General features: G+C 63.7%; 17 protein-coding genes and 1 pseudogene. 9 read left to right on the top strand and 9 right to left on the bottom strand.

The window, feature by feature from the left end; genetic code table 11:
* Window positions 1–82: 82 nt before the first annotated feature.
* The 5 genes from WDM24_RS21810 to kdsA form a co-directional block, all read right to left on the bottom strand.
* Window positions 83–331 carry a hypothetical protein gene (locus WDM24_RS21810; protein WP_338826822.1) on the bottom strand — a complete coding sequence of 83 codons (249 nt, stop codon included), beginning with the start codon at window positions 329–331 and terminating at the stop codon, window positions 83–85.
* A 314-nt stretch (window positions 332–645) separates the two neighbouring features.
* A complete protein-coding gene (locus WDM24_RS21815; RefSeq protein ID WP_338826824.1) occupies window positions 646–1,839 on the bottom strand; it encodes an aspartate kinase in 1,194 nt (397 codons plus the stop codon).
* 39 nt (window positions 1,840–1,878) lie between these two features.
* Complete coding sequence (locus WDM24_RS21820; RefSeq protein ID WP_414645768.1) at window positions 1,879–3,123, bottom strand: peptidase M15; 1,245 nt, start codon at window positions 3,121–3,123, stop codon at window positions 1,879–1,881.
* A gap of 266 nt (window positions 3,124–3,389) precedes the next feature.
* Window positions 3,390–4,598: an MFS transporter gene (locus WDM24_RS21825; RefSeq protein ID WP_338826827.1), complete on the bottom strand. Its 1,209-nt coding sequence runs from the start codon at window positions 4,596–4,598 to the stop codon at window positions 3,390–3,392.
* A gap of 15 nt (window positions 4,599–4,613) precedes the next feature.
* Entirely contained in the window at window positions 4,614–5,471 is an 858-nt protein-coding gene (kdsA, locus tag WDM24_RS21830; RefSeq protein WP_338826828.1) for a 3-deoxy-8-phosphooctulonate synthase, read from the bottom strand.
* Window positions 5,472–5,740: 269 nt separating this feature from the next.
* On the opposite strand from kdsA, the gene WDM24_RS21835 reads away from it, so the two are divergent.
* Window positions 5,741–6,076 (top strand): PAAR domain-containing protein, encoded by a 336-nt coding sequence (locus WDM24_RS21835; protein WP_338688579.1) that lies wholly within the window; start codon window positions 5,741–5,743, stop codon window positions 6,074–6,076.
* A gap of 59 nt (window positions 6,077–6,135) precedes the next feature.
* Here WDM24_RS21835 and WDM24_RS21840 read toward each other — a convergent pair whose 3' ends face one another.
* A complete protein-coding gene (locus WDM24_RS21840; RefSeq protein WP_166205319.1) occupies window positions 6,136–6,462 on the bottom strand; it encodes an NIPSNAP family protein in 327 nt (108 codons plus the stop codon).
* Between the two features lie 257 nt (window positions 6,463–6,719).
* Here WDM24_RS21840 and WDM24_RS21845 point away from each other — a divergent pair, with 257 nt between their 5' ends.
* The 5 genes and pseudogenes from WDM24_RS21845 to WDM24_RS21865 all read left to right on the top strand — a co-directional run bounded on the left by WDM24_RS21845 (window position 6,720) and on the right by WDM24_RS21865 (window position 12,962).
* Window positions 6,720–9,257, top strand: a complete 2,538-nt coding sequence (locus tag WDM24_RS21845) for an arylsulfatase (RefSeq protein ID WP_338826830.1) — start codon at window positions 6,720–6,722, stop codon at window positions 9,255–9,257.
* Entirely contained in the window at window positions 9,254–9,607 is a 354-nt protein-coding gene (locus WDM24_RS21850) for a hypothetical protein (RefSeq protein WP_338826832.1), read from the top strand. Before WDM24_RS21845 ends, WDM24_RS21850 begins: the two co-directional genes overlap by 4 nt.
* Before the next feature lie 440 nt (window positions 9,608–10,047).
* Window positions 10,048–10,722 (top strand): response regulator transcription factor, encoded by a 675-nt coding sequence (locus WDM24_RS21855; protein WP_338688587.1) that lies wholly within the window; start codon window positions 10,048–10,050, stop codon window positions 10,720–10,722.
* Window positions 10,719–12,097: pseudogene (locus WDM24_RS21860) on the top strand (sensor histidine kinase). The gene WDM24_RS21855 and the pseudogene WDM24_RS21860 overlap by 4 nt, the downstream one beginning before the upstream one ends.
* Before the next feature lie 202 nt (window positions 12,098–12,299).
* The gene (locus WDM24_RS21865; protein WP_338826833.1) at window positions 12,300–12,962 is read left to right on the top strand and encodes an SAM-dependent methyltransferase; all 663 of its coding nucleotides are present in this window, start codon (window positions 12,300–12,302) and stop codon (window positions 12,960–12,962) included.
* Window positions 12,963–12,988: 26 nt separating this feature from the next.
* Here the strand turns inward: WDM24_RS21865 and WDM24_RS21870 are convergent, their stop codons facing one another.
* A complete protein-coding gene (locus tag WDM24_RS21870; protein ID WP_166295169.1) occupies window positions 12,989–14,620 on the bottom strand; it encodes a CTP synthase in 1,632 nt (543 codons plus the stop codon).
* 167 nt (window positions 14,621–14,787) lie between these two features.
* Entirely contained in the window at window positions 14,788–15,177 is a 390-nt protein-coding gene (secG, locus tag WDM24_RS21875) for a preprotein translocase subunit SecG (RefSeq protein ID WP_166295167.1), read from the bottom strand.
* Between the two features lie 204 nt (window positions 15,178–15,381).
* Between secG and WDM24_RS21880 the strand changes: the two genes are divergently transcribed.
* Together WDM24_RS21880 and WDM24_RS21885 are read left to right on the top strand one after the other, a co-directional pair.
* Window positions 15,382–15,948 carry a helix-turn-helix domain-containing protein gene (locus WDM24_RS21880; protein WP_166295165.1) on the top strand — a complete coding sequence of 189 codons (567 nt, stop codon included), beginning with the start codon at window positions 15,382–15,384 and terminating at the stop codon, window positions 15,946–15,948.
* Between the two features lie 3 nt (window positions 15,949–15,951).
* Complete coding sequence (locus WDM24_RS21885) at window positions 15,952–16,485, top strand: GNAT family N-acetyltransferase (protein WP_338826834.1); 534 nt, start codon at window positions 15,952–15,954, stop codon at window positions 16,483–16,485.
* 210 nt (window positions 16,486–16,695) lie between these two features.
* Here WDM24_RS21885 and tpiA read toward each other — a convergent pair whose 3' ends face one another.
* The gene (gene tpiA / locus WDM24_RS21890) at window positions 16,696–17,448 is read right to left on the bottom strand and encodes a triose-phosphate isomerase (protein WP_338826835.1); all 753 of its coding nucleotides are present in this window, start codon (window positions 17,446–17,448) and stop codon (window positions 16,696–16,698) included.
* Between the two features lie 316 nt (window positions 17,449–17,764).
* Here tpiA and WDM24_RS21895 point away from each other — a divergent pair, with 316 nt between their 5' ends.
* On the top strand, window positions 17,765–19,666 hold the full coding sequence (locus tag WDM24_RS21895; protein WP_338826836.1) for a peptidylprolyl isomerase: 1,902 nt from the start codon (window positions 17,765–17,767) through the stop codon (window positions 19,664–19,666).
* The last annotated feature ends 1 nt before the right edge of the window (window position 19,667 follow it).

Below are 19,667 nucleotides of genomic sequence, written 5' to 3' on the forward strand. Positions count from 1 at the left end.
CTGCCCTTGGAAAGGCGACGAGAATGCATGTCGGTCTTGGGCTTGAAGCGGACCTCTCCGCATGATCCGCATCTGATCGAGGTCAGGCGTCGCTGTGGTGGTCGGATACATCGCCGCCGGTCTTCGGCCTGGAAATCGGAGGGATGCAGCTACCGAAGCGCGGATCGAGCGGATCGCAACGCGACCTCGTTCTCGCAGCGATATACAGCACCGCCAGCACGAACGAACCGAGCAGCAGCACGATCCAGGCAGGTGGCCGACTTGCGATCAAAAGCACCGTTGCTCCGACCAGTATCAGCGCGACAGTGCGCAAAGACAGCTTTGAAGCCATGACCGGCTCCGCAGTAAGCTCGAGGACGGGACATTACTGTTGAAATCGATACATTTGTGAGAGGCCGACTGCGACACTCCAGCGCAGCTATCCACACACGATCGACCAGGTGACTTCGGTCGTTCGCGCACAGGGACGTCACGAACCTCGCGCTCCAAGCCGCATCCCGCAATCGCAATGATGACGCGGTGGATGTCGGCTTCGGATCAAACGCCGTCGCTCGCGAGCTGACGCTATTGAGTACAGGTCCTGGAGATCGCCATGGCTCGACGTCCTGGCCTCGTCCGGCGTCAACGCCCCTCACCAAATTTCAACTAGATCAGCGAATGCAAAGCCTTGACCGCAGCCTCACGGCTCTCCACCGGAACAAAGAAACTTACGGAATGCGACGACAAAACATACTTGTCGGCGATAATCCCGTGACGTTGCAAAATCTGAATCGCCTTGTATGGCAGGTCTGACGAAATGCCGCCGAAGCAAGTGAGGCTCACCGAGCTCAGCGTCTCGCGCTGCTTGCGCAAGTCTTTGCTGCTTTCCAGCGTGCGCAGCAACGTGTCGATTGTCTCCGAATCGCAAGTCATCATGATGCGGGTTTTTCCGGCGGTGAAGGCCGAGGCGAGGAGCTGCGGCCAAGGCAAGCCATTCTGCTTTAGATGCTGCGCGAACTTCTCAAAGCCTTGATTGAGGTCCGCCGAATCGATCTCGACATGCTCAATGCGAGCCATCGAGTTGACGGCCAAGACTTTTCCGTTCTCCATGTCTGCAACCTCCTGCATCACTTGCGTGCTGTGCCGAGCGCCGCCCCACTTTCTCAAGACCAGAGGGACATTTTGTCTGTGGGCCAGCTCCACGCTGCGAAAATGCAAGACCTTGGCGCCCCAGAAACACATTTCGGATAGCGATGCGAAATCCAGCTGACGCAAGGGTTTTGCATCCGCGACGATGCGCGGATCAGCCGAGCAAACTCCGTCGACCTCCTTGATAATTTCACAGCACTCCGCTTTGAGCGCCGCAGCCATGGCGACCGCGGTGGTATCGCTGCCGCCCCGGCCCAGCGTCGTGATTTCTTTGGTCACCGGATTCACGCCCTGAAAGCCTGCCAACACCACGACGCGTCCGCGATCGAGCTCCTCGCGCACGCGAATGGGCCGCACATCCAGAATGCGTGCGGAGGAATGGGATTCGTCGGTCATCACTCCGGCTTGACTGCCGGTAAAGCTGATCGCCGGCACGCCGAGATCAGACAGCGCCATGCTCATCAAGGACATGCTGATGCGCTCGCCGGTGGTCAATAACATATCGAGTTCGCGGCGATTGGGATGCGGGCTGACCTGATAGGCCATCCTGACGAGTTCGTCGGTGGTCTTGCCCATCGCTGAAACGATCGCCACGACACGATGACCACGGCCATGCAAATCGGCGACACTGCTCGCGACTGCGCGGATTTTTGCCGGTGTTTCGAGACAGGCGCCGCCGTATTTTTGCACGATGATGGGATTGCTACGCATTCTTGCCCGCGTCGTGTTGAAAGGCGCAGCTGAACCGGATCAGATCGTTCTCTCCTTCGACACTTTGGCGGTTTTTCGTTGTTTCGCTACGACCCGCAGAGCGACCCGGTTGCGCTTCTTGACATCCGCTTCCGCGTGTTGAGCTTTCGTCCCGCCGCGACGGGCGGTGTATTCCTTGCCGTCGATCGGTGCGACATGCGGCGGATCTCGATCGAGATAGGGTCGCCCGATGCCAAAATCCGATCCGCGCGCATCGATCCATTTCCAAAGGGCCTCAGTGGAAACCCAACGCTGCGCCCGTGTCGCGCCGTTGACGCTGACGACATCGGCGGCAAGCCCGTGGCCATAGCCACCACGGAAGCTCCCTCCATGGTATGACTTGTCGCTCGCCGCCTTCAGGCCGCTCGCGATCGATTGACGGTAGTCGTCGCGGAACGCGCTGGTTATGCCGGGCGACAGCCCGGCCTGCTCGGCCGCGTAAAGCGCATGAAAGAGCTTGAGCTTGAAGCTCCGATCCATCCCTCCGATCACGTAGTCGATCATCGGCATGCCCATTCTTTCCGCAGCTTTCGGATCCTTCCACGTGAAATCGTTATCGACGCGCCTGGTGAAGGTCCTGGTGACAGTCACCGTCTTGCGCTTCCTCTTGACTGTCACCTTCCGCCGCTCTTGCACACTGATGGTGTCTTCCTTGGGCGTCCGCTCGTAGAGTGCCCAAAGGTACCGGTCGATGCAGACATCAACGACGAGGCATTCATCGAAAATTTCGAGGCGGCTCGTGGCCTCCTTGGTGTCGCTCGACACTGGAGGCGTGCTCGCTGTCGCCGCTTGCACCGGCGATGTTTCGACCGGCAGCATCTGCGACGAATCCGGCAACGCAGCCACGACAACTGATTTTGGCTCGCTCGAGATCGCCGCCGCATCAGGGGCCGTCGCTGGCATCGATTCGACCGCCATCGCCCCATCGGCGCTAGCGACAGCGACGGCGTTGCCCATGACGGCGGCCTGCGGCGTGTCCGTCGTGTCGGAGGCCGATCCCGTCACCGGTTCGGCAGCCATCCCCACGTCGGCGTTCAAGCTGGCGGCCTTGCCGATTGCGGTTGCATGTGGCGTATCAACCAGTTCGGCGTCGGCGGTGAGAGATGGTGCGCGGCTGCCCTCGATCGACATTGCCGCGGTGTTCTCGATGCCGACAGAGCCAGCAAGCCAAGCAAAGAGCCAACCTGCGAGAATAACCGTCCCGCACAACTCCGGCGTCACCGTCGCAATTCGCCGCGGGTTCATCATCCCGTAGCCTCCAAAGGGCTCGATCCGAGCCTTGCTGCACAGCCAAGCACGCGACGGCATCGATCATTCGGATCAAAATGAAGCCGCGCAATGGCGGAAACCATTGGCCCCGCGCTTTCCAAGAAAGTGTTGCTCCAACGCAACGCGCGGCCGCTAGCAACCTGTTGTGCATTCTCCGAGGTAAACGTGTTCAGCCATCGCGCCGACGTTGCGTTACGCCGCGCTGCCCCAGAAACGTTACGAGCAAATGACCTAAGAGAACGTTAGGACTCGACGTCGGGCCGTGCCGCGGCGTCGGCCGGCCGGGTTTGCCGAAGGAATTTCGCGCAGACAAACCCGAGCACGACCATCACGGCGGCGGCCGAGACCAGCGTCGCGGTCTTGCCGGCATGCTGCAGGCCGAAACCATAGGCGATCGGGCCGACGGTCTGGCCCATGAAGAAGAAGAACGAGTGCAACGACAGCGCAGTGGCACGTGCCTCGACCGACAATTCGCTCGCGAACACCTGCAGGCAGCCGTGGATCATGTAGAAGCCGAGGCCCATCACCAACAGGCTCGCCATCTGCGGCTTCCAGTGCAGCCCGAAGGCGGCACCGGCCAGCTGCATGCCGACCAGCGTCGCGCCTGCGATCATCATGCCCCTCACGCCGAGCCACGGCAGCATGCGCGACACCGTCAGCGTGTAGAGCAATCCGCCGATGGCGAAGCCCGCGATCACGATGCCGGCGATCGACAGCGAGGTCTCGCCGAGCTCGAACAGGAACGAGGCGATGAAGGGAAACAGCCCGAGCACGCAGCAGCCTTCGATGAACACAGCCGAATAGCAGATGCGCGCGTTCGGGTTGGTGAAGATGGTGCGATAGCCGTGGCGCAGCGCCTTCAGGCTGGTGCGCGGCGGACGGTTCAGCTCGGCGCCGCGGAAGCCCGCCGCGACCGCAAGCGCGACAATGATCACAAGACCGCCGAGTACCGCGAGCACGCCGCGCCAGCCGAGCAGATCGCCGATCAGGCCGGAGGCCGTGGCGCCGAGCAGATTGCCGGTCATCGAGCCCGCCAGCGTTCGCCCGATCGCGAGCTGCCGCTTGTCCGGGCCGACGAGATCGCTGGTCAAGGACAGTGCCACCGGAAACACGCCGCCTGAGCCGATGCCGGCGAGAATGCGGGTCACGAACAGCATCGGGAACGAGGTCGAGAACGCGCCGAGGATGTTGGCGATGCCGAGCAGCCCGAGGCAGATGGTCATCAGCCGCGCCTTGCCGAATAGATCGGCGGCGGCGCCGATCGCCGGCTGGACCGCGGCAAAGGTGAAGGCGAACACCGCGGCAAAGCTCGCCGCAGTCGCGATGCTGACACCGAAATCCTCCGCGACATGCGGCAGCACCGGATCGAGCGCCCGCACCGACAGGCTCGCCGCGAACGTCGCCAGCGTGATCACATTGAGGGCGGGCGGCATGCCGCTGGTTGCGGTCATGTCGTTGTCCGCCGGTCAGGCTACCGTCTTGGCGAGCGCGTCGAACTGCATCAGCCGCTTGACGAGGGATTCAAATTCACGGAGCGGCACCATGTTGGGGCCGTCGGACGGCGCGCGATCCGGATCGGGATGGGTCTCGATGAACACGCCGGCGACGCCGACCGCGACCGCGGCGCGCGCCAGCACCGGCACGAATTCGCGCTCGCCGCCCGACGAGGCGCCCTTGCCGCCCGGCTGTTGCACCGAATGGGTGGCATCGAAGATCACTGGCGCGCCGGTGGTGCGCGCCAGGATCGGCAGCGCGCGCATGTCCGAGACCAGCGTGTTGTAGCCGAACGACGCGCCACGCTCGGTGACCAGCACATTGGCGTTGCCGGCGCCGGTGATCTTGCTGACCACATTCGTCATGTCCCACGGCGCCAGGAACTGGCCCTTCTTGACGTTGACGACCTTGCCGGTCGCCGCCGCCGCCAGCAAGAGATCGGTCTGCCGGCACAGGAAGGCCGGAATCTGCAGCACATCGACCGCCTGCGCCACGTCGGCACACTGGTCGGGTTCATGCACGTCGGTCAGCACCGGCAACCCGAGCGAAGACCGAATCTCGGCGAAGATCGGCAGCGCCTGCTTCAGCCCGATGCCGCGCTGGGCCGACGCGCTGGTGCGGTTCGCCTTGTCGAACGAGGTCTTGTACACCAGACCGATCTTGAGCCTGATAGCGATTTCCTTCAGCGCCGACGCCACCTCAAGCGCGTGTGCACGGCTCTCGAGCTGGCAGGGACCTGCGATGATGGAAATGGGCAAGGCGTTGCCGAACTTGGCCGATCCGACGGCAACGATCGGCGCGGCGGCGGGCGCGGAAACCTGATGGGTCAAAATGCTGCATCCTTTTGCCGGCGACCATGCAATCCCGCGCCGGAGGGATCAAGCCATCCCGCACGATGAGGGGGTTGCGCTGACGCCGTGGGTACGCCGTGCTATCACAATCCTGCCCCAACCGCGCCTACTAGAGCGTTTTCGAGCGAAGTGGGTAGCGGTTCGCGTGAAGAAAACGCGTCAAAACAACAAATCTAGAGCCCGTTCCGATTCAACCGGAACGGAAAAGGCTCTAGACTGGGTCGGAATGGATTCCCATGAGGAACGACATGCGCATCTTGCTAGCGATCGGAGCCATGGCCGCCTTGTCGGCGATGTCGGGCTTGGCCTACGGCCAGAGCACCAGCCAGCCAGGGGTCGTCACCAGCGGCGCCGCCGGCGTCACCATCAACGGCAAGCCGGCCGCGCGCAGCGGCGACACCACCAGCAATGGCGGCCCGCTGGTCGAAGGCGTGCCCAATGTCCTGATCAACGGCAAGCCCGCGGTCGTGATCGGCGACCGCACGCATTGCGGCGGCAAGACGACCTCGGGCAGCCATGGCGTCTTCATCAACGGCAAGCCGATGGTCCGCGAGGGCGATCAGACATCGGGCTGCGCGGACTAGGCGTCCCGCGGTCGGGCGCGACGCGTTGTCGTCATCGCGCCCCTCGCCCCCGCCTGGCGTCACTTGACCGACGAAAACGACGTCGGCACCAGCAGCTGGTTGACGATGTTGAGAACGATCTGGCCGTCCTCCTCGGTCTTGGCGCGCGCGGTGATCCATTCCGGATCGCTTTGGAACGCGGTCCACTTCTTCTCGCGCTCGGCAAGCGATTCCCAGGCCAGCAGATAGGTCAGTTCCTGGTTGGATTCCCCGACCAGCGTCGTGAAGAAGCCGGCCTGCTTGATGCCATGCTTCTCCCACAGCTTCAGCGTGATGGTCTCGAAGCGCTTGAGCAGCGCCGGCAGCCGGCCCGGCAGGCAGCGATAGACGCGGGTCTCGTAGATCATTGGCGGTCCTCCCAGATTGTTGTGCGGGCGGTTATAGCCAGCCGATTCCGGGCTGTCTTGAGGGGGTGACAACATGGCAGCGTTGCCGACCCAAATCGATGACCGCCTTTTGCCCCCCAACGAACATCGGCCGTGGCCCCTTTGGTCCAAGCCACTGGTTTGACCTAGCTCAAAGTCGGTCCGCTCAGTGCGATTATTCTATCGAACACGCGACCTGTTGTTTTGCAAAGGCCAGCTTCCAACCGGAGGTTTCCGCCATGAAAATCAGTCATCGCATCTTTGCGAGCGTTAGTCTTCTCGCCCTCAGTTGTACCTCGGCATTGGCTCAACAGATCACTGGTGTCCCAGGTTCGCCTGGCGCCACCACCACAATCACTGGACAACAACTTCCGCCGCCCGACCCGAAATTCGGTGGCGTGATCAAGGAAAAGGCCTCGGAATCTACGGCGTGGTGGGCACCGCGCGTCGTGCCACCCAAGGGCGCGCCCAATGTCCTGCTCATCATGACGGACGACCAGGGCTTCGGCGCACCGAGCACCTTCGGCGGCGTCATTCCTACGCCTGCCATGGACCGTATCGCCGCGCAGGGGCTGCGCTACACCAATTTTCATTCCACCTCGCTCTGCTCACCGACGCGGGCGGCGATCATCACCGGCCGCAATCACCATTCGGTCGGCTTCGGCGTGGTCGGCGAAATATCGACGGGATTCCCGGGTTACGATTCCATCATCCCGATCGAGAAGGGCACCGTCGGTACCATCCTGAAGGCGAACGGGTACGCCACCTCGTGGTTCGGCAAGGACCACAACACACCTTCGTTCCATTCAAGTCAGGCAGGGCCTTTCAATCAATGGCCCAACGGCATGGGGTTCGAGTATTTTTACGGTTTTGTCGGCGGCGACGCCAGCCAGTGGCAGCCGAACCTGTTTCGCAACACGACGGCCATCTATCCCTTCCAGGGCAATCCTGGCTGGAACCTAGAGACCGCCATGGCCGACGAGGCCATCCAACACATGAAGCAACTCAAGGAGATTGCGCCCGGCAAGCCGTTCTTTGTCTATTACGTTCCCGGCGCCACCCATGCCCCACATCATCCCACGCCGGAGTGGATCAAGAAGATCAGCGATATGCACTTGTTCGATGATGGATGGATCAAGGTGCGCGAGAAGATCTTCGCTAACCAGATGCGCCTGGGCATCATGCCCGAAAACGCCAAGCTGACGCCGTGGCCGAAAGAATTGCCGCAGTGGGACTCACTCGGTCTGCTGGAGAAGAAGCTCTTCATCAGGCAAGCCGATGTCTACGGTGCTTACCTCGCTTACGCCGACAATGAGATCGGCCGGGTCATCCAGGCGGTAGAAGACCTCGGAGAGCTTGACAACACCTTGATCATTTACATCGGCGGTGACAACGGCGCGAGTGCCGAGGGCATGATCAACGGTACTCCCAACGAGTTCACGACCTTCAATGGCGTCCCGGTGCCGGTGAAGGCTCAGTACCTCTGGTACCCGTTTTGGGGCTCGGACAAGACCTTCCCGCATTTTGCCGCACCGTGGGCGTGGGCGATGAACACCCCGTTCAAATGGGTCAAGCAAGTGCCGTCGCATTTCGGCGGGACCGCCCAGGGGGTCGTGATGTCCTGGCCTAGCCATATCAATGAAGTGGGAGGCATCCGCCGCCAATTCCATCACGTCATCGACATCGCCCCGACCATCCTCGAGGCGACCGGCATTTCGCAGCCCGATACGATCGACGGCGTCAAGCAGAGCCCTATGGAAGGGGTGAGTATGGCGTACACATGGGACAAGGCGAATGCCAATGCCAAGTCGACGCACACGACCCAATATTTCGAGATGCTCGGCAATCGCTCGATTTATAACGACGGCTGGATTGCGTGCACGACGCCGATCACGCTTCCCTGGGAACTGAGCAGCGCGCCCCCGCCGGACGTGATCACGGGATACAAGTGGGAACTCTATAACGTCCAGGAAGACCCGACTCAATTCAATGATCTTGCCGCGCAGATGCCGGAAAAGGTCAAGGAAATGCAGGTCCTCTTCGATGCCGAGGCGAAGAAGTACAACGTGCTGCCGCTCGATAACACGACGCTCCTGCGGTGGAATACACCGCGACCAAGCGTTACGGCAGGGCAAACGACCTTCAATTATTCGGGTGAGTTGACCGGCGTGCCGGCCAGCGCCGCGCCGAGCATCCTCAACAAGTCCTACACGATCACTGCAGAAGTCGAGATTCCGAAGGGCGGCGCGGAAGGCATGATCGTTACCGAAGGCGGACGCTTCGGCGGCTATGGGCTTTTCCTGAGCAAGGGTATTGCGGGCATCCGCGGGGGCAAACCGGTCTTCATCTACAACCTGCTCAACCTCAAGCGCACGATCTGGTCCGGGTCCGAATTGGGCGCGGGCAAGCACACCATCGTCTTCGACTTCAAGTCTGATGGTCCGGGCCTTGGCAAGGGGGGCACAGGCATACTCTCGGTGGATGGCAAGGTAGTAGACCGGAAATCCATCGAACACGGCACGCCGATCACGTTTCCGGAGGACGAGACATTCGACATCGGCCAGGACACCCGCACCGGAGTGGCGATGATCGAGTATCGCTACGATCCACCGTTCAAGTTCACCGGCAAGATCAACAAGCTGACGTTCAAGCTCGAACCGGAAACCAAGGCCGTAACTGAGCCGAGGGCAGAATTGGCGCCAATGGCAGCGCCGGAACCGGATCCGATTGAAGCACCGAAGGGCACCATGCAAGGAGCCAGTGGCGGAAAGCGATGAAAAGCGCGTTGACCTTCGCGGCCATCGGCGAGGCCGCTACGGGGTTGTCGTTGCTGATCGTTCCCTCATTCGTCGGGCAGTTGTTGCTGGGCGAGCAAATTACCGGCGTCGGAGTGCCCGTAGCACGCGTGGCTGGCATCGCTCTGATTGCCTTGGGGATCGCCTGCTGGCCAGGTCCTCCGCTTATCGGCATGCTGAGCTACAGCGTGTTGTGCACGCTGTATCTGGCCTACCTGGGTTTCGCAGGTAGTTTGACCGGCGTCCTTCTGTGGCCGGTGGTTGTTCTACACGTGATCCTGACTGCGCTCCTCATACGTGACGTCACGCGAACGCGACGCGACTTGCGCTAAGGGGCGATGAGGACGAGTCTTGCGAGCCACCGACTTTGCTTGGCCACGCCCACGAAGTGATCGAAAGAGGTCGCCGATTGCTGCGGTGCATGAGTCCGGTTGTGGCCCCATTGCTGAAATCGCCGTCAAAGCGGACGCATAGCGGAAATGACCAGTTCCAATTCGGCCGGATAAGCTGTTTGATACATCTCGCGCCGTAGAAACTCCCTCCGCTTTTCGCATATTTGCTGACAATATGGCATCCCTGCTCGCGGCAGGCGAAGCATTTCCGCAATGTTGTTGCAATGTTACTTGCCCAAAGCATGATCCGGAAAAGTGCGAAGCGGCTTTCCCTCGCGACAAACGCGAAGCGTTTGCGCGGATCATGCTCAACAAGAGACTAACGCGCGATGACCTCATCGTGCTTTGGCACCGGCGTTCCGGTGCAGGACTGAGAGGACATGCGGATACTGCTAGTTGAAGACGAGGCCGAAATGGCGGCGGCGCTGTCGCAGGCGCTGAAGGGCTACGACATGGTGGTCGACCATGTGCCGAACCTTGCCGAGGCCGAGGAGGCGATTTGCGCCGAGGTGCATGGCGCAGTGCTGCTCGACCGCCAGCTCCCGGATGGCGACGGGCTGACGCTGATCCCAAAACTGCGCGCCAAGGCCGACGGCGTCCCGATCATCGTGCTGACCGCGCGCGGCGACCTCGCCGACCGCATCACCGGCCTCGACAGCGGCGCCGACGACTATCTGGCAAAGCCCTTTGCCGTCGAGGAGCTGCTGGCGCGGCTGCGCGCCGTGCTGCGCCGTCCCGCCGGGCTGCAGCTCGAGATCATCAGAGCCGGGCGCGTGGCGTTCGACTGCGCCCATCGCGAAGCCAGCGTCGACGGCCACCCGCTCGAGCTGCCGCGGCGCGAGCTATTAGTGCTGGAGACGCTGCTGCGCCGCATGGGCCGCACCGTGCTGCGCGCGACGCTCGAGGAAGCGGTCTACAATTTCGAGGACGAGATCCAGTCGAACGCACTCGATGCCCATGTCTCGCGGCTCAGGCGCAAGCTCGCCGACAGCGGCGCCGGTGTCGAGATCCACAGCATCCGCGGCGTCGGCTATCTGCTGAAGCAGGTATCATGAGCGAAGCGGCGGATCACTATTGCCTGCGTTCCAAGTTGAGCTGGCGGCTGGTGACGCTGCAAGCCACGTTGTTGATTGCCATCATCGCACTTGTGGTCGGCGCGCTGTGGGCCTGCGGCCTGCCCGTCAGCGAGCGCGACGAGGACCGCGTGGTGGACGTCGTGCAATGGGCGCTCGGCCGCGACGGTAACGGCAGACTGGTGCTGCGTCCGACCGCGGAGCTGAAGCAGCTGCGCGAGGAAGCGCCCGACCTCTGGTTCTTCGTGCGCGACCGCCAGGGCGAAACACTCTCCGAGGGCAAGGTGCCGGACGAGTTCAGCAAGATCGGCGGCGCGCTCGACCATATCAGCCAGGCGCGGCTCGGCTGGCAGATGTTCGAGGACGATCCGCGCAAGCCGCCGGCGCGCATGAAGCGCGTCAACACCGACGCCGGCAATGTGCAGATCATCACCGCGACACAGGGACGGATGACCGGCGCCAAGGCGCTGTTCGCGGCTTCCCTCACCTTCCTCGTCGTCACCGTGCCCGGCTTGCTGCTGATGGCCGCCGCGACCTTCGTGGCCACGCCGATGGTGATCAAGCGCGCCCTCTCGGGCCTCGACACCGCCGCCGACGAGGCACGCCGATCGATTTCCGCCAGCGCGGCAGCCGGCTGTCGGCGGACCATTTGCCGCTCGAGGTCGCGCCGCTGGTGACTGCCGTCAACGATGCGCTGAAGCGGCTCGACGACGGCTATTCGCGCCACCAGCGCTTCGTCGCGGATGCGGCACATGAATTGCGCACGCCGATCGCGATCCTCAACACGCGGCTGGAGTCGCTGCCGCCGGGGCCTGAGAAAACCCGCCTGCTCGAGGACTCCGCGCGTCTTGCGACGCTCGCCGAGCAACTGCTCGACATCCAGCGCTTCGACCAGTGCCGCAATCCGTTCGTCCGCGTCGACCTCGTCGCCGCCGCGCGCAGCGTCGCCGCCGACCTGGCGCCGCTCGCGATCGCGGCCGGCTACGAACTCTCGCTCGATACCGCAACCGATCGGGTCGAAACGCTAGGCGACCGCGCTGCGCTGGAGCGCGCGCTGACCAATCTGGTGCAGAACGCCATCCAGCATGGCGGCCGCCGCGGCACCATCACCATCCATGTCGGCAGCGCCGCGACCATCGACGTATCAGACGAAGGCGACGGCATCCCCTGGGATCAGCGCACGCGGATCTTCGACCCGTTCTACCGGCTCGCGCCGCTCGACCGCGGCGCCGGTCTCGGGCTGAACATGGTGCGCGAGATCGCAAGGCTGCATGGCGGTCACGTCTCCGTGCTCGATGGACCGAAAGGCGGCGCGTGCTTCCGCATGACGTTACCGCCGGCGCCGTTCGTGTCGTGACACCAGAGCGTTTTCGAGCGAAGTGGGTACCGGTTCGCGTAAAGAAAAACGCGTCAAGATAAGAATCTAGAGCCCCGTTCCGATTCAATCGGAACGGGGCTCTGGCAACATCGCGCAATGTTGTCGCAATGCAGATCCCGCAAACAAGACAACACGCTTCGCAACTGAATAGAAGCGTGACGTCACCTTGCTGGGAATCCCAATGTCACATGATCTCATCTCTTTCTTCACGGCGTGGATGGCAGCCCCCGGCCGCGTCGGCGCCATCGCGCCGTCGGGTGCCGCGCTCGCCGAACTGATCACGCGCGACATCAGCGCCAACAGCGGTCCGATTCTGGAGCTCGGTCCGGGCACGGGCGCCTTCACCTATCAGCTGTTGAAGCGCGGCGTGCGCCAGCAGGATCTCACGCTGATCGAATACGGCTCGGATTTCATGCGGCTGCTGCAGCTGCGTTTTCCCGGCGCGCGCGTGCTGTGGATGGACGCGGCGCGGCTGGCCTCGGAACGGCTCTATGACGGCGCACCGGTCGGCGCCGTGGTCAGCGGACTGCCGCTGCTCAACATGTCGCCGCGCAAGGTGATCTCGATCGTCGGCGGCGCGTTCAGCTACATGCGTCCTGGCGGCGCGTTCTATCAATTCACCTATGGCATGCGCTGCCCGGTGCGGCGGCCGATCCTCGACCGGCTCGGCCTGCGCGCCACGCTGGTCGATCGCGCCATCCTCAACGTACCGCCCGCCGCGGTGTACCGGCTGACGCGACGTCCGCAATACAGGCTGATCACGCGCGACGCCGCGCCGGCGGCCGATGCAGGCGTTTCACCGATCACCAAGCTGCGCCGGGCGAGCGAGGCCACCCCCGCCTGAGCGCCGCGGTCACGGCCAGCGCCGGCTCAGACCAGCCGGCTCTGCTTCGCCGCCGCCTCGATGAACGACGCAAACAGCGGGTGCGGCTCAAACGGCCGCGACTTCAGTTCGGGGTGGAACTGGACGCCGATGAACCAGGGATGGTCCTCGTATTCGACGATCTCCGGCAGCACGCCATCCGGCGACATGCCGGAGAAGCGCAGACCGTGCTGCTCGAGGCGATCCTTGTAGGCGGTGTTGACCTCGTAGCGATGGCGGTGCCGCTCGGAAATCTCGGTCGCGCCGCCATAGACCTGCGAGACGCGGCTGCCGCGGTTCAGCGCTGCGGCATAGGCGCCGAGCCGCATGGTGCCGCCGAGGTCGCCGCTCTGCGAGCGCTTCTCGAGCTCATTGCCGCGCAGCCATTCAGTCATCAGACCGACCAGCGGCTCCTTGGTCGGGCCGAACTCGGTCGAGTTGGCCTCCTCGATGCCGACCAGATTGCGCGCCGCCTCGATCACGGCCATCTGCATGCCGAAGCAGATGCCGAAATACGGCACGTTACGCTCGCGCGCGAACTGCGCCGCGCGGATCTTGCCTTCGGCGCCGCGCTGGCCGAAGCCGCCGGGCACCAGGATGCCGTTGACGTGCTCGAGGAACGGCGCCGGGTCCTCGTTCTCGAACACCTCGCTCTCGATCCAGTCGAGATTGACCTTCACCTTGTTGGCGATGCCGCCATGAGAGAGCGCCTCGATCAGCGATTTGTAGGCGTCCTTCATGCCGGTGTACTTGCCGACGATCGCGATCGTCACCGCGCCTTCCGGATTGCGGACGCGCTCGTTGATGACGTTCCAGCTCTGCAGCGCCGGCGGAATCTTCGCGGTGATGCCGAACGCGGCCAGCACCTCGTCGTCGAGGCCGGCGGCGTGATAGGCCTCGGGCACCGCGTAGATATTGTCGACATCGCGCGCCTCGATCACGGCGCTTTCGCGCACGTTGCAGAACAGGCCGAGCTTGCGCCGCTCTTCCTTGGGGATTTCGCGATCGGTGCGGCACAGCAGGATGTCGGGCTGGATGCCGATCGAGCGCAGCTCCTTCACCGAATGCTGCGTCGGTTTTGTCTTGAGTTCGCCGGCACTTGGAATGTACGGCAAAAGCGTCAGGTGAATATAGACCGCGTGATCCCGCGGCAGCTCGTTCTTGAGCTGGCGGATCGCCTCGAAGAACGGCAGGCCTTCGATGTCGCCGACGGTGCCGCCGATCTCGACCAGCACGAAATCGTACTCGTCGTTACCCGACAGCACGAATTCCTTGATCGCATTGGTGACGTGCGGGACCACCTGGATGGTGGCGCCGAGATAGTCGCCACGACGCTCCTTAGAGATGATGTCCTGATAGATGCGCCCGGTCGTGATGTTGTCCGCCTTGGTGGCGGGACGACCGGTGAAGCGTTCGTAGTGGCCGAGATCGAGATCGGTCTCGGCGCCGTCGTCGGTCACGAACACTTCGCCGTGCTGATACGGAGACATCGTTCCGGGATCGAGGTTGAGATAGGGGTCGAGCTTGCGAAGGCGGACCTTGTAGCCCCGGGCCTGCAGCAAAGCGCCGAGCGCCGCTGATGCCAGACCCTTTCCGAGCGAGGAGACCACGCCGCCGGTGATGAATATGTACCGCGCCATGGGACCTTACCTTTAATCCGACTCCAGCGATTCGCAAAACGAATCGGCCATTCCCGGCAAACAAATCACCGGGCTGTGGGTTGCGTTAAATTGAAAGCGATTTCAGAGCACTAATGGGGATTTCTGATGCAGGACACCAGCGCTGTATCCTGCATGGCCACCCTGCTTTATTGCGACCGTGGCGCCTGCGGGCCGCTCGGGGCCGGCTGGCCCTGCTGCTCGTCGGCCTTCTTCAGCGAATCGAGGACACCGCCGGAGGTCGGCGCAGTGATCGGCGTGCCGCCGGCCGGCTGCGTCTGCGCCGGTGCGCCGGTGCCGATGATCGAGCTCGGCTTGCGGTCGTAGCCGGCATACCAGGACAGGAACAGGCTGGTGAGGAAGAAGCCGGCCGCGAGGATCGCGGTGGTCCGCGACAACAGATTCGCGGTGCCGCGGCTCGACATGAAGCCGGCGCCGCCACCCATGCCGAGGCCGCCGCCTTCGGATTTCTGCAAAAGCACCGCGCCGATCATGACGGCAACGATCATGAGATGAATAATGATAACGACAGTCTGCATCGCAAGCCTTCCGTCATAAGCCGCCAAGCGGCCAGACAAACGGCGCTATCGGCTTTGCGGGTTTTCGTGAAGTCGCGCCCTGTTACACGATTGCACCGGGCATTGTCACCCCCGAGATAGTCGCAATGGCGATGATCACAAGCGGTGCGGATTGCGCTCGGCGGAGCCTTGATCGGAACCGAATAATTCTATTATAATTGACGAATGGATACTTTCGTAGACGATCTGAGCCAACGCCTGGCGCAGCGCATTCGGCTCGAACGCGACGGCCGGGGCTGGTCGCTGGCGGAGCTCGCCGAACGCGCCGGCGTCTCGAAGGCGACGATCAGCAAGATCGAGCGCGCCGAAGTCAGCCCCACCGCGGTGGTGCTGGTGCGCCTCGCCTCCGCCTTCGACCTCACGCTGGCCGGGTTGATGCTGCGCGCCGAGGGCCAGGGCGAGCGGCTGTCGCGCGGCACGACGCAGCCGGTCTGGCGCGATCCGGAGAGCGGCTATCTGCGCCGCCAGGTGTTCAGCCGCCCCGATCATCCGGTCGAGCTGGTGCGGGTCGAGCTGCCGCCCAAGCAGGCCGTCACCCTTCCCGCCTCGTCCTACGCCCATATCCGCCAGCTGGTCTGGGTCCTGAACGGCAGCCTTGTCATCACCGAAGGCGGCGCGCGCCATCTGCTCGCCGCCGGCGATTGCCTCGGCTTCGGCCCGCCGGCGGAGACCACCTTCGCCAACGAAACCAACGCCTCCTGCACCTATGTGGTCGCCCTCGCCCGGAGCTGATGCATGTCGCCCTTTGCCATCAAGCCGCTTGAGGATGCGCCGGAGATTCGCAGCGCACTCTGCGAGCTGTTGATTGAGACCGTCGCCAGCGGCGGCTCGGTCAGCTTCATGCACCCGCTGTCGCCGAGTGACGCACAGGCGTTCTGGCAGGACTCGCTGGGCGCAGCCACGCGCGGCGAGCGGGTAGTGCTCGGCGCGTTCGACGGCAGTGAACTGATCGGCACCGTGACGCTGCTGCTAAAACTGCCGCCGAACCAGCCGCATCGCGCGGAGATCGCCAAGATGATGACGCGCGTTGCGCATCGCCACCGCGGCGCAGCGACCGCATTGCTGCGCGCCGCCGAGCAGCTTGCGATCGATCGCGGACGCACGCTGTTGGTGCTCGACACCGCCGTCGATGACGGCGCCGCGCGGCTCTACGAAAAGCAGGGATTTCAGCTCAGCGGCATCATCCCGGACTACGCGCTGAAGCCGCATGGCGGCCTCACCGGAACGATGATCTATTGGAAGCGGATCGGCGCGGCTGCTGCCGCCTGATTCTATAGCCAAGCAGATGCTGATGGCAGCTGGCTTCGCAATACTGCCAATCCCGTCCCCCGCGCAAAGGCGAGGCCTTTGTCGCTGGAGGAGCGCGTGGCCAGTCTCGAAGGGTCGACGGCCACCAGCCGGGCCGTCGCCCTTCGAGGCTCGCTCCGCTCGCACCTCAGGGTGACGGTGTGGGACGTCAGTGCGCAACGCGGCGACGGGCTAACACCCCGCGGCGATCGCGAGGAAGTCGGAGGCCTTCAGGCTGGCGCCGCCGACCAGTGCGCCGTTGACGTTGGCGACGGCCATCAGCTCGGCCGCGTTCGACGGCTTGACCGAGCCGCCATACAGGATCCTGATCTTGTTTCCCTCGTCCTTGAAGCGATCGGTGAGCTGACCACGGATAAACCTGTGAACTTCCTCGACATCTTTGGCAGTCGGAGTCAGGCCGGTGCCGATTGCCCAGACCGGCTCATAGGCAACCACCAGATTGGCCGCGGTCGAGCCGTCGGGCAGCGAGCCCGCAAGCTGGGTGCCGCAGACATCGAGCGTCTTGCCGGCGTCGCGCTGCTCGCGCGTCTCGCCGATGCAGACGATCGCGGTCAGCCCGGCGCGCCAGACCGCCTCCGCCTTCTGCCGAATCAACGCGTCGGTCTCGCCATGGTCGGCGCGCCGCTCGGAGTGGCCGACGATGATGGCGACCGCGCCGAGATCCCCAAACATTTCCGCCGAGAGATCGCCGGTGTGGGCGCCCGATGCCTTCGGATGACAATCCTGGGCGCCGACGGCGACCTTCGAGCCGCGGGCCTTGTCGGCAAAGGCGCCGACCAGCGTCGCCGGCGGACAGACCAGGAGATCGGCCTTCCCGGTGACATCGCCGGCCCCGGCCAGCATCGCGTCGAACTCGGCAAAAGAGGATTTCAGGCCGTTCATTTTCCAGTTGCCGGCGATCAGCGGCCGGATGGCGTCGGTCATGTCGGATGTCCCATCGTTCAAGCGTACCCCTGCGCTATCAGAGCCGGGCGGAGACTTCCAGATGCCGCCCTCGCCCATCCCGCGCGGCGTCCAGAGCGTTTTCGAGCGAAGTGGCCACCGGTTCGCGTGAAGAAAACGCGTCAGAACAGAACTCTACCCGCTTCAATCCGCCCGCGCGGGCGAGGTTGCGGGGGGACACGAGCCACTTTATAAGCATTTTCAATTCGGTGACGCCCTGCTGCCGGACAAAAGGTCCCGACTTTTTGCTCCCACTTGGGCACGACCCGGTTCCCCACCTGCAAAACAAGTTGGACCCATGCTTCGAGGAATGCGGAAAGCCTCATCAAACTGGCTCGGCAAGACGATTATGGCCGTTGTGATGGGCGTTTTGATCGTCAGTTTCGGAATTTGGGGCATTGCCGACATTTTCAAGGGATTTGGCCAGTCGACCTTCGCCAAGGTCGGCGGGACCGAGATTTCGGCCGAGCAGTTCCGCCAGATCTATACCGACCGGTTGCAGCAGCTTGGCCGCCAGTTCGGCCGTCCGCTGACGCCCGACCAGGCGCGCGCCTTCGGCATTGACCGCCAGGTGCTGCAGCAGACGCTCGCGGAAGCCGCGATGGACGAGGAAGCGCGCCGGATGGGCCTCAACGTGTCCGACGCCGAGGTGCTGCGCCAGATCTACAATGATCCGAACTTCAAGGGTCTCAACAACCAGTTCGACCCGCAGCGCTTCCAGGCCGTGATCCGCAACTACGGCTATACCGAGGGCCGCTACATCGCCGAGCAGCGCCGCGTTGGCCTCAGGCGGCAGATCGCCGGCACCATCTCGTCCGGGATCGAGCCGCCGAAATCGCTGGTCGAGGCGCTGACCCGCTTCCAGAACGAGCAGCGCTCGATCGACTACATCACGCTCGGCGCCGCGCAGGCCGGCACCATCGACCCACCCTCGCCCGAGGCGCTCGCCGCCTATTTCGAGGACCACAAGGTCCAGTTCCGCGCGCCCGAATACCGCAAGATTTCCTTCGTCGCGATCACGCCCGAGGAAATCGGCAAGTGGGAGACGGTGTCGGACGAGGACGCCAGGAAGATCTTCGAGGAGCGCAAGGATCGGCTCAGCACGCCGGAGAAGCGCGAAGTCTCGCAGATCGTGTTTCCGGACGCCGGCGAGGCGCAGGCCGCGCGCGGCCGGATCGCGTCGGGCACCTCGTTCGACGACATCGCCAAGGAGCGCAACCTCAATCCGGCCGACGTCAATCTCGGGCTGGTCGCGAAGTCGGCGATCCTCGATCCGGCCCTCGGCGATGCCGCCTTCGCGCTTCCCTCAGGCGACGTCAGCCAGCCGGTCCAGGGTCGCTTCGGCGTGGCGCTGGTCAAGGTCGGCAAGATCGAGCCCGGCGTGACCCCGAGCTATGAGAGCCTCGCGCAACAGGTCAAGAACGAGATCGCCTCCGAGCGCGCCCGCAGCAAGGTCGCCGAGCTGCGCGACAAGATGGAAGACGAGCGCGGCGGCGGCTCCAGCGTCATCGACGCGGCGCAGAAGCTGAAATTGACCCCCGTCACCATCGACGCGATCGATCGCTCGGGGCGTCTGCCGAACGGCCAGCTCGCGACCAACATTCCGCGCGGCCTCGACGTGGTGTCGCAGGCCTTCAACAGCGACGTCGGCGTCGACAACGACCCGATCCAGTTCAACAACGGCTATGTCTGGTACGACGTGCTGGGCATCACGCCGTCGCGTGAGCGCAGCCTCGACGAGGTCCGTGACCAGGTCGAGGCGAAGTGGCGCGAGGACCAGATCTCCGCCAAGCTGCGCGCCAAGGCGACCGAGATCGTCCAGAAGCTTGACGGCGGCGCCAAGCTCGCCGACGAGGCCGCTTCTGTCGGCGTCAAGGTCGAGACCGCTGCGAACTTCAACCGCGAGGCCTCGCTGCCAGCCGTGCCGGCCGGCGTGATTGCGGCGGCGTTCCGCACCGCCAAGGACGGCGACGGACAGACCTCTGCCGCCGGCGGCAGCCAGTGGGTCGTGTTCCGCGTCACCAACGTGACCGTGCCGCCGGTCGACTTCACTTCCGATGCGGCCAAGCAGCTCACCGAGGCGCTGCGGCGCTCGCTGAGCGACGAGCAGGTCGCGCAATACGTCACCAAGATCGAGTCCGATATCGGCGTAACCATCAACCAGGCAGCCTTCGCACAGGTGACAGGCGCAAATAATTGAG

The sequence above is a fragment of the Bradyrhizobium sp. 27S5 genome (assembly GCF_037217225.1).
Lineage (GTDB): Bacteria > Pseudomonadota > Alphaproteobacteria > Rhizobiales > Xanthobacteraceae > Bradyrhizobium > Bradyrhizobium septentrionale.